8 protein-coding genes are annotated in these 11697 nt (G+C 38.1%); all 8 read left to right on the top strand.

Translation table 11 applies throughout. The features are described from left to right. The 8 genes from ACYQ0E_RS09415 (at nt 1) to ACYQ0E_RS09380 (ending at nt 11618) form a co-directional block, all read left to right on the top strand. Nucleotides 1–1641, top strand: coding sequence for a UDP-N-acetylmuramoyl-L-alanyl-D-glutamate--2,6-diaminopimelate ligase (locus ACYQ0E_RS09415; RefSeq protein ID WP_460187973.1), 1641 nt, complete (start codon nt 1–3; stop codon nt 1639–1641). Beyond that, a complete protein-coding gene (locus ACYQ0E_RS09410; RefSeq protein ID WP_460187972.1) occupies nt 1638–3218 on the top strand; it encodes a UDP-N-acetylmuramoyl-tripeptide--D-alanyl-D-alanine ligase in 1581 nt (526 codons plus the stop codon). The genes ACYQ0E_RS09415 and ACYQ0E_RS09410 overlap by 4 nt, the downstream gene beginning before the upstream one ends. 96 nt (nt 3219–3314) lie before the next feature. After that, nucleotides 3315–4397, top strand: coding sequence for a phospho-N-acetylmuramoyl-pentapeptide-transferase (gene mraY, locus ACYQ0E_RS09405; RefSeq protein ID WP_460187971.1), 1083 nt, complete (start codon nt 3315–3317; stop codon nt 4395–4397). Nucleotides 4398–4429: 32 nt separating this feature from the next. Beyond that, complete coding sequence (gene murD / locus ACYQ0E_RS09400; RefSeq protein ID WP_460187970.1) at nt 4430–5839, top strand: UDP-N-acetylmuramoyl-L-alanine--D-glutamate ligase; 1410 nt, start codon at nt 4430–4432, stop codon at nt 5837–5839. Between the two features lie 157 nt (nt 5840–5996). Further along, a complete protein-coding gene (gene ftsW / locus ACYQ0E_RS09395; protein WP_460187969.1) occupies nt 5997–7250 on the top strand; it encodes a putative lipid II flippase FtsW in 1254 nt (417 codons plus the stop codon). 69 nt (nt 7251–7319) lie between these two features. Next, complete coding sequence (gene murG, locus ACYQ0E_RS09390; RefSeq protein ID WP_460187968.1) at nt 7320–8390, top strand: undecaprenyldiphospho-muramoylpentapeptide beta-N-acetylglucosaminyltransferase; 1071 nt, start codon at nt 7320–7322, stop codon at nt 8388–8390. A gap of 90 nt (nt 8391–8480) precedes the next feature. Further along, nucleotides 8481–9260, top strand: a complete 780-nt coding sequence (locus ACYQ0E_RS09385) for an SDR family NAD(P)-dependent oxidoreductase (protein WP_460187967.1) — start codon at nt 8481–8483, stop codon at nt 9258–9260. Between the two features lie 327 nt (nt 9261–9587). Beyond that, the gene (locus tag ACYQ0E_RS09380) at nt 9588–11618 is read left to right on the top strand and encodes a methyl-accepting chemotaxis protein (protein WP_460187966.1); all 2031 of its coding nucleotides are present in this window, start codon (nt 9588–9590) and stop codon (nt 11616–11618) included. Nucleotides 11619–11697: the final 79 nt, after the last annotated feature.

Here is an 11697-nt window from a genome sequence, read left to right as displayed (position 1 = left end):
ATGGTAGTTACTAACCAAAAAACAGATCAACAAGCTAAAACGGTTGAACAAATAGCGCAATTTTTGGTGGAATACTCTGCTTGTTTTGATCGTAATCTTTGTTTAAAGGCTTATCAAAAAAATGAAATTACCAGGCCTGGTAAAAATCAAAAACAGAGTTTGATTAAACACTGTTCATTAGATTCAAGAGAGATTACACAAGGTGATTTGTTTTTAGCGATTGAAGGTGAGCAGCGACACGGTATTGATTTTTTACAGCAGGTTTTAACAAAATTACCAGGCCTGGTAATTTGCGATAGAAACTTAACGAAAGCTGAAAACTTATTACTGCAAGAATCATTACAACAAAGTAATAAACCTAAAACAGAAGTGTGGATTGTTAAAGACATAAAAACATTTATAGGTGATTTTGCCGCTTGGTTTTATAACCAACCCAGTCAAAAAATAAAAGTGGTTGGTATTACTGGTACTAATGGAAAAACGTCAAGCGCTTTTTTTACAGGGCAGTTGTTAAAACAATTGGGTAAAAAAGTGGCACTTATTGGTACTTTAGGCAATGGGCCAATTGACGCTATTAAGCAGTCAAACAACACCACTCCAGAAAGTGTGACTGTGCATAGATTATTGCATGAGTTTTATCAACAAGGCATTGAATGGGTCATTATGGAAGTGTCTTCGCATGGTTTGTGTTTAGGGCGAATTCAAGGGGTCGTTTTTCAAACCGTTGCGCTGACTCAAGTAACGCGTGATCATATTGATTTTCACGGCACAGAGAGCGCATATAAAGAAACCAAAAAACGCTTATTTACAGAATATAAAACACAAAATCAGGTTATTAATTTAGATGATGCTGTGGGTCAAGACTTATGTTTATTAGCCAATAATACACACAATAATCAGTGGTGTTACGGCACTCACTCTTATACAGAGCAAGCCAATTTACAATGCGTTAATAGTCAGTTAACGCCAGATGGCATTATGTTTGACGCTATGGTTAAAGACAAAGCCAATAGCGGGACTACTCAAAAAGAGAATCAGGAATTTAACGGGATTAAACTGCCATTAATGGGAGTGTTTAATTTAGAAAATTGCCTTTGTGCCTCATCTATATTATTGGTGAACGGTTTTAATGCAGAGCAAGTTTTTGCAAAAATTCCGACTCTTCAATCGGTTGCAGGTCGAATGCAAATATTGGCTAAATCGCCAACGATTATTTTAGATTTTGCACATACGCCAGATGCTTTACAACAAGTATTAAAAGCGGTTAAAGCGCATTTACAAGAATCTAAAGGTAAATTAACAGTGGTATTTGGTTGCGGTGGTAATCGTGACCAAGGCAAACGTCCATTAATGGGAAAAGTGGCAGAAGACTTGGCGGATAACATAATGGTAACAACCGACAACCCACGAGATGAACAGCCAGAACAGATTATAAAAGAGATCGAAAAAGGCTTAAGTTTTCCGCAAAAAGCGATGCAACAGATAGATAGAACTCAAGCTATTTTATCTGTGTTAAGTCTGGCTAAAAAAGAAGATATTATTGTTATTGCTGGCAAAGGGCATGAAGAGTACCAAGAAATAAAAGGGGTAAAACACCCTTATAGTGATGCGGCAGTGGTAAAAAATTGGTTGCAACAATGATGACTCAAATAACGGCAACAGAAACTTCTGAACAGCTTGTAGAAAATTTGCAAAATCAACTCAATGGCAATAACGATGTTAGTGCGATTAATAAGGAAACAAATATGTTCTTTTGGACGTTAGAACAACTTTGTGAAAGTACCGATGGCGATAGAATTGGTCCCATTTCTGATACGGTTAAATTTACCTCCATCAGTACGGATACTCGTACCTTACAACCTGGGGCTTTATATATTGCCATTAAAGGTGAAAACTTTGATGGTCACGTTTTTATAGATAAAGCCATTCAACAAGGTGCAGTAGCGGTTTTGGTTTCGGATGATATTGATGTCATTGTGCCCGGTGTACAAGTTGCTGATACACGTGTGGCATTGGGTGAATTTGCCCGCTGGCATCGTTTACAAATGCCGGTAGAAACATTGATAGCCGTAACAGGTAGTAATGGTAAAACCACCACAAAATCATTGTTGCAAAACATTTTTTCAAACGTGGGTAATACGCTGGCAACCGAAGGCAATTTAAATAACGATTTTGGTGTGCCACGGACTTTATTGAATCTAAGACCTGAACATCAATTTGCGATTATAGAGATGGGGGCAAACCATCAGCATGAAATTACCTATTTAACCGCCTTAGCTTTACCTGATATCGCCATGATAAATAATGCCTCTGGCGCGCATTTAGAAGGATTTGGAAGCTTGCAAGGTGTTATAAAAGCCAAAGGTGAAATTTTTGAAGGGCTAAATAAAATACCTGGTCGTAAACCAGGTGTAGCGATTTTAAATACCGATACAAACGGTTATAAAGATTGGTTGTTTAGCTTAGAAAAGATGAATGTAAAAAATGTCATTAGTTTTGGCACAGCCAAAAATGCGCAAGTGAAATTAGCCAACTTTACAACTGCTAATAATCAAGTTAATCAAGCAAGTCAGAACAAAGAGGATAGCCTCTCAATTGCTTTTGATTTAATCATTAATGGCAATAACAAAGATGTTGCGGTGCATAGAGTACAAATGCCTGTATTGGGTTTACATAATGCCATGAATGCCGCAGGTTGTACTGCAATAGCATTGGCTGCAGGTTTAAACTGGAATCAGATTTTACCAGGCCTGGTAAATTTTACAGGCGTTGCAGGAAGGCTGCAAAAAACCCGAATAAATCATGGTTGGTTAATTGATGACAGTTATAATGCCAACCCAGAATCTGTTAAGGCTGGTATTGATGCGTTAGTCTCTTTACCAGGCCTGGCAATTTTGTGTTTGGGTGCCATGGCAGAGATTGGCAAAACCTCACAACAAGTACATCAGCAAATAGCAGAATACGCCAAAATTAAAGGGATTAAATATCTATTTGTATTTGGTGAGGCGGCTAAAAATATGCCCAATGTTTTTGGCGAAAATGCACATTATTTTGAAACACATTCCGCTTTAGCTAATCATTTATTAGCGATATTATCGCAGCCTGATAACCAACAGAAGGCAATGAATATATTAGTAAAAGGTTCAAGAAGCGCCAAGATGGAAATGGTGGTACAAAACATTTTACAGAGTGTAAAAAAAACAGACAGCAGTAACTAAAAAGGTCACCAAGCCTAAAACCCATCTGCGCACAAAAGTGATTAAAGGTCTAAATATTTATACACACAACTCGACTGGCTTAGAGGAAACAATGACATGCTCATTTATTTAACAGATTATTTACAGCAATATATCTCAGGTTTTGGGGTGTTTCATTACATCACCATGCGTGCGATTATGAGTGTGTTAACCGCCTTAGTGTTATCGTTTCTTGTCGGGCCATCCATGATACGTTGGCTTACCCGTTTAAAAGTGGGTCAAGCCATTCGACAAGATGGACCACAAACCCATTTAATCAAAGCCGGTACGCCAACCATGGGCGGTACCATGATTATATTTTCAGTTGCTATGGCGGTTGTTTTGTGGGGGGATTTAACCAACCATTATTTATTGATTATTACGTTATCTATGTTTGGTTTTGGGGTGATTGGTTTTGTAGATGATTATAAAAAAGTCGTTTACAAAGATCCAAATGGTATGCGCGCTCGTACCAAATATTTATGGCAGTCTATTATTGGGTTTGCCACCGCTTATGCCATTTTTGCCTTAGCCACGGTGCCTGCAGAAACCGACTTATTAATCCCATATATGAAAGATACCGTTATTCACTTAGGTGCGTGGACAGTCGTACTAGGGTATTTTGTTATTGTGGGAACCTCAAATGCCGTGAATTTAACCGATGGTTTAGATGGCCTGGCCATTATGCCAACGGTTATGATTTCTGCGGCATTGGGCGTGTTTGCTTATCTTTCTGGTCATGTCTATTTTTCCGCCTACTTAAATATTCCTTATATTCCGGGGGTAGAAGAGCTGACAATATTGGCAGCCGCATTAGTGGGTGCTGGTTTAGGTTTTTTATGGTTTAACGCACACCCTGCACAAGTCTTTATGGGAGATGTAGGTTCATTAGCGATTGGTGCTGCCTTAGGGGGTATGGCCGTAGCGGTAAAACAAGAATTGGTTCTGTTTATTATGGGTGGTATTTTTGTGGCAGAAACCGTGTCAGTTATATTGCAAGTTGGTTCATTTAAGTTACGTGGAAAGCGCATCTTTTTAATGGCGCCATTGCATCACCATTATGAGCAAAAAGGCTGGCACGAATCGCAAGTGATTGTGCGTTTTTGGGTTATTACCATTATTTTGGTATTAATTGGTTTAGCCAGTTTAAAACTGCGCTAATCGGTTAAATACGCTTTAAAGAGAGTTTATAAATGTACTTAATAGCTGGGTTAGGGGTGACGGGGCAATCTGTTTTGCGCTATTTTAAGGCTCTAAAAGAGCCTTGCTTAGCGTTTGATACCCGTGCAGATTTAGATGTGTCTGAGTTGCAACATACGTTTCCTGATGTGCAGTTTGCCTTAGGCGAAATACCCAATTCTTGGCTTAAAAAAATTGAATTTGTTGTTTTAAGTCCTGGTATTGCAATAACAGAGCCTTGGGTTACGGCATTACAAAAATTAGATAAACAAATTATTGGTGATATTGAACTGTTTGCCAGAGCAGTCGGTGCGCCGGTTATGGCCATTACGGGTTCAAATGGTAAAAGTACAGTCACAACCTTGGCAGGTTTAGCCCTGCAAGAAGCGGGTTATTCTGTGGGTGTAGGCGGTAATATTGGTCTACCTGCTTTAGACCTATTAATTGATGATAATGAATATGATGTATATGTGCTTGAGTTGTCGAGCTTTCAATTAGAAACCACCTATTCATTAGCCACCATCTCTTCTACGGTATTAAATATATCGGAAGACCATATGGATCGATATTTAGGCATTGAAGATTATATTCATGCCAAAACCAAAGTATTTGCTGAAACCGATTTAGCCGTAGTTCCAAAAGATTTTGGGCTAGAAGGATTAATTCATCATGGCAAAGTAGTACGTTTTTGTGCCGATGATAACTATATCCAAAACGATAGTCATTATGGATTACTGCAACATAATGGTGAAACCTGGTTAGGGCATGGAAATACTCCGCAAGTACCGATGAACGCTATGAAATTACAGGGCAAACATCATGTATTAAATGCGCTGGCGTTATTAGCCTTATGCCAACCTTTTAATATTGAAAATAAACACTTTGAAAAAGTACTTAGCGAGTTTGTTGGTTTACCGCATCGTACACAGTTAGTGCAAATCGCACATGATATTGCCTGGATAAATGATTCAAAAGGCACAAATGTTGGGGCGACTATTACTGCAATTGAAAGCATTGGCGAACAAATTAAAAATACACAATCTATAGATAGTCAAACCTCAGGGCAAATGATTTTAATTGCTGGAGGTGTAGGTAAAGATGCCGACTTTTCAGCATTAAAACAGCCAATATATGAATTTTGTAAACATGTTATTTTATTTGGTAGAGATCAAGATGTCATTGGTTCGGCGATACGGCAAGAAGAAGTCAATGCGGCAACATTAACTGTAACCAAAGTTGAAGACCTTGCTTCAGCCGTTGCCATAGCTTTAGAAAACGCTTTACCAAATGATTGTGTTTTGTTTTCACCGGCATGTGCTAGTTTTGATCAATATGCTAACTATGTACAACGTGGCGAACACTTTGTTGAATTAGTGCATCAAGCTTGTAATGTGATTCACATTAATGAACAAAATATGGGTTAGAGTCGAGTTGCCTGAATCAACAAAAAACAGGTGTGTTTTAGCCATTTTTAACCGAAATATTATTAATAAATATTATTAAGTTAAACACAATGCCCAAAATAGTTATAAAGACAATTTGTCTATAACGTAAATAAACTGGTAACGAGCCAAAATACTGATGAAAGCTTTTATTTACAATATTCAACAACAAAATAAATCCTGGCCAATGGACTTTTGGCTACTTGGTTTTATAGTGATATTAGCTGTCACTGGATTAACAATGGTGGCATCCAGTTCCGTTGCCATTAGCCAAACGCGTTTTGGTAACCCAGACCATTATTTTTTTAGGCAGCTTATGTCTATGGGAATGGGAGCGGTAGCCGCTTATATCTTTTTTCAAATTCCGCTCGCCTTTTGGGAAAAACATCGCGGTAAAATTTTCTTGTTTGCTATTTTTTTGCTTATTGCTGTGTTGCTTTTTGGCCGCGAGATAAATGGTAGTAAACGCTGGTTACCGCTTATTGTTATGAACTTTCAACCTTCTGAGTTTATGAAACTGGCTATCGTGCTGTTTATGGCAGGCTATTTAGATAGACATGCTTCTGCAGTTAAAGAAGATTTTAGTGCGGTCATACGATTAGCTTTACCGTTTGGTTTAATGGCAATTTTACTGTTGATGGAACCTGACTACGGCAGTACTTTTGTTATTGCCGTTATTATTACAGGAATGTTGTTGATTGCAGGTGCGCCTTGGCGTTATTTTGTATTAACGGTTTTGCCTATGGTCACGATATTGGTTGCCTTGGTGGTTACATCCAAATATCGTATGGCACGAGTCAGTAGCTTTTTAGATCCTTGGCAAGATCCATTTGGTGCGGGGTATCAGCTCACTCAGGCCCTAATTGCGTCGGGCAGTGGAGAATGGTTTGGGGTCGGTTTGGGCGCTAGTGTGCAAAAGCTTTTGTACCTACCAGATGCGCATACCGACTTTTTATTCTCAATTTTTGCAGAAGAATTTGGCTTTTTTGGCGTTATTTTTTTAGTCATACTGTATTTATCTATTTTGTACCGTCTGTTTAGAATTGGACGAAAAGGGATACAAGCGAATCACTTTTTTGGCGGCATGATCGCTTACGGTATTGGTATTTGGATTATTCTTCAAGCGGGTATCAATATGGGAGTTAATCTTGGCGCTTTTCCAACCAAAGGATTAACACTTCCCTTTATGAGTTATGGCGGTAGTAGTGTTTTATTACTCAGCATTGCTTTAGCCATTGTCTTTAGGGTAGATTATGAAACTCGTTATCATCCTAGAGAGCCTAAAGAAGAAGTGGATAAAGAGCCCGAAGAAGATCAAGAAAAACAAAAAACAAAACGTAAAACACCTAAAACAAGACGAGTTTCTCCATCGCGCGGCGTAGCAGGAAGTTAGCTTGAATTGTCATTTCTAAATAACTAAAGATATCTAGCTTTAGTTCTCTTTTATAAGCAGAAGAAAAGTATGGCGCAAAGAAAAAAAATATTAATTATGGCTGGCGGTACGGGTGGACATGTCTTCCCTGGTATTGCTTTGGCAGACGCATTAAAACAAAAAAATATTGACGTTTTTTGGTTGGGAACAGAAGGTGGTATGGAAGCCACTTGGGTAAATAATGCACAAATTCCTTTGTATACCATTTCAATTAAAGGTTTACGAGGTAATGGTTTAAAAGGTTGGTTAAAAGCGCCTATAAATGTAGCTAAAGCATGGTCACAAGCTAAGAAAATAATGCAAAAAGTTCAGCCAGATTTAGTTTTAGGAATGGGTGGGTTTGTGTGTGGTCCAGGTGGGTTAGCCGCAAAATCATTAGGCATACCATTAGTTTTACATGAACAAAATGCCATCCCAGGTTTAACCAATAAACTACTCTCTCGTTTTGCAAATTTAGTCATTACAGCGTTTCCGCAAAATAAAATAACAAGTAAAAATGTTATTAATATTGGTAACCCCGTAAGAGCAGGCCTGGAAGATATAGATATTGTTGAAAACACACAGCCATGTCACTTGTTGGTTTTAGGCGGAAGTCGCGGAGCCTTAGCCTTAAATGAAACCCTACCAAAAGCCCTTGCATTAATGGACGAATCCATTAGACCAGTGGTGAAACACCAAACGGGCGAAAAAACTTTAGAACAAGCTAAAAAAGCCTATGAAAAAGCGGGTATGCAAGCGGATGTTGTGCCGTTTATAGACAATATGCTTTTAGCCTATGCTAGTGCAGATATGTTGTTATGTCGTTCAGGTGCTCTAACAGTCAGTGAATTAATGGCCTGCGCAAGGCCCGCTATTATGGTGCCTTATCCACATGCGGTGGACGACCATCAAACCGCAAATGCTCAAGCATTGGTTGATCTTGATGGGGGTGAAATAATTCAGCAGAACGAGCTTACGGCAGAAGCTCTTGCCAGCGCATTAACACTTTGGTGTGAACAGCCAGAAAAGCGTGTTACAGCGTCTATTAATATTCGTTACCAAGCTAAAACGCAGGCCACTGAAAAAATTGTAGAGCAACTACTTAATATATTAAATAAATAAAAGATTTTACCGGTATATCAAATAGTTAAATGTTCTCTTGTAAGATAATAAATACACATAAAGTTCGTAATTAACGAACAGGGTTAAAGAATGACAGGTTTAAAAAATAAACGAATTTTAATTACCGGTGCTTCAAGTGGTATTGGTGCAGGTATGGCTAAAGTATTAGCTCGTGAAGGTTGTCAGCTTGTTTTACATTACAACCGTAATGTGTCTGGTATTCAAAATACACTGCAAGAAGTAAAACAATTGGGTGCTAAAGCAAAATTGCTTAAATGTGATTTTAAAAACTTAGCGAGTTTACCAGACTTTTTTTATCAGGCCTGGTCACTATTTGGTGGATTAGATGGTTTAGTAAATAATGCTGGTATTGTCACTAAAAGCACTGCGCTAAACGATCCTTTAGGTGAGAAGTTTGCAGAGACTTTACTTGTTAATTTACAAGCGCCATATCAATTAAGCGTGGCTTTTGCCAATGCCTGTATTAAGGCTAAACAGCCTGGTGTTATTGTGAATAACAGTAGTATTCATGGACAGGCAACTTGTGAATGGTTTTCGGCCTATTCAGCCTCTAAAATGGGATTAGATGCCATTACAAAAGTTCAGGCCGTAGAATGGGGTAAATTTGGTATACGTGTTAATGGATTGGCTCCTGGAGTTGTGCCTGTTGAACGGACTAATAAAATCTTGCATGAACCCTCTATGGAAAAAAAATGGTGTGAACAAATGCCAGCAGGGCGTTATGGTACGACCGAAGAGATGGGTGAAGCAACGGCTTTTTTACTGTCAGATGCCGCTAAATGGATGACAGGTTCTGTTTTAACAATGGATGGCGGTTTAATTGCTCGTGGTAATTATCCCGTTAGATAATAGTTAAATTCAATAAATTACCCGTTGAGTTGATTTAACGGGTTGTTAAGTTAAGGGTTAAATAAAGCAATAACTAACATCCAAAACTCAATCTATAACAAAATCTAAGGGTAGATTGTTTCAAAATTACCAGGCCTGGTAAAACTCCAATTTACCTTATTGCAAGTCCGCTATAGCAGTAATCTTCAAAGCTTAATCATATTCACCATAGATTGCCACGTCGCTCCACTCCTCTCAATGACATGAATATTCAAAATCCAAAATCCAACGAATGGCATTTAATTTGCTTTTACAAACCATTATGTGTCAAAAAAATGAAGAAGCGTTATGAAGAATTGGTTGAATAAACTGACAATTAAACAAAAAATGCGTTTTGGTTTTGGTGTTATCTGGGCTGTTTTAGCGATTATTACCATTCAAGCAGCGGCAAATTTGTACGTTGTACGTTCAAATATGTCAGATGTGGTAACTGAACAACAGCCTGTTGCCTTAGACGCGATGGAATCAGCTTTTTTGCTAGAAAAAAGCATGAATGATTTAAGTATGTACATCTTAATGAATGATGAAGAATTGCTTAATAAATATGAAAAAGGCATTGATTCTGTTCAGAAAAATATGGCAAAGGCACAAAAAAATCTAACAGGTAGTGGTGTTGAAGAGAATATATTAAAAGATAAATACAAAGTACTAGATCAGCATCTTGCGCAGCTTAATGGGTTAGTTACCGATGTTAAAAGTTTTCAAAAAAATCGAGCAGATAATTTCCCTGCATTTAAATATGTAAATAACAATATGTTGACGGTGGCCAAACAGATTCAACAAATTATCTCAATGATGATTGATTCTGAATTGTCAGATTTATTGCCACAGCGTAAAAAAGTGATTAGTGATCTGCTGGCCTTACAAAAGAATTGGTTAAATGTGACCAGTAGTTTACGTGGGTATATTGGCTTTAGAAGTCAAGTTATGTCGGATGCAACGGATAACTACCTTGATCAATTTGAAACGGTGATGAAAAGATTAAATAATCAAAAACAGGTCGAATTAACGATTGAAGAAGAGGATGGTTTAAGTAATCTTGAAGGCTTGTATGAAGCGTATCGTGAACACTTTATGGTGGTTAAAGGGATTCATGGCGGTGATAAGTGGCGCATGGATGTTTGGTTTATGAGTAATAAAATTCAACCGTTATTCCATACGTTAGATAAAGAACTTATGTCTATTTCAGAGCTGGCTGTTTCAAAAGTGAAGGCAACAAGTGAAAATGTACTCGATCTTAGTTTAAATAGTATTATCTTATTAATACTTTTATCTGGTATTGGACAGATAGCGGGCATGATTATTTCAAATAGAGTAACTCGTTCTGTGGTGACTCCTATTCAAGAAATTTCAGCAGCCATGAAGGATATCTCAGAAGGTGAAGGAGATCTAACTCGAAGACTTCCGGTTAATAGCTCAGATGAAATGGGGCAGTTAGCACAACACTTTAATTTATTTGTTGAGAAAATTCATCAGATGCTGTCAGAAGTGTCTAGCACCATTCGTGAGTTAGAAGTTTCCTCTTGTGATTTACTTAAAATTACCACTCAAGCAAAATCAGGCGCACAACAACAGTTATCCGCAAGTGGTGGTTTATCTGCCTCTATGGTTGAGATGACTCAAAAATCTAAGAGCGTTGAAGATCATTCGCATAATGCATCTAGAGCAACCAATGAAGCCACCGAAAGAGTGAAACAAGGTGGTGAAATGGTGTTGAACACAGCAGGCCAAATTCAACAACTTACCAATGGTATGGATGAAATGACGGCTTCTGTTAAATTGTTAAGAGAAGACAGCGAATCTATTGGTACTGTGGTGAATGTGATTAGAGAGATTGCTGAACAAACCAACTTATTATCCCTCAATGCGGCGATTGAGGCAGCAAGAGCGGGTGAACACGGCCGTGGTTTTGCTGTAGTGGCTGATGAAGTACGAGGGTTGGCACAACGTACTCAAGATTCAACGCGTCAAATTGAACAAATTATTGAAAAAATTCGTCACGCAACGTTAACAACAGCCGATGTGGTTGAAGCAGGACAAAGTGCGACTAAAGCGAGTTGTGATGCTATTTCTAAAACTAAAGATGCATTGCAGCCAGTGATTATTTTAATGGATGATATCAATAAAATGAGTCAACAGATGTCAAGTGCGGCACATTCACAGAGTGTGTTAGCGCAAGAAATTAATCAAAATATTACCCAAATACATGATGTCACTGAAATGGTAGCAAACGGATCAACAGGGACAGAACAGGCGGGTAATCATTTGCAAGTTTTGGCAGATAAGTTAGAGCGGTTGGTTCATCAATTTAAAATATAATCTTTCTCATCTAAACGACCACTTCAGGTCGTTTTTTTATGTTTCAATTTTATCCAACTAATGATGAATTGTTTTAAAG

The sequence above is a fragment of the Thiomicrorhabdus hydrogeniphila genome, assembly GCF_054656895.1.
This window is presented reverse-complemented; position numbering and strand designations above follow the sequence as displayed.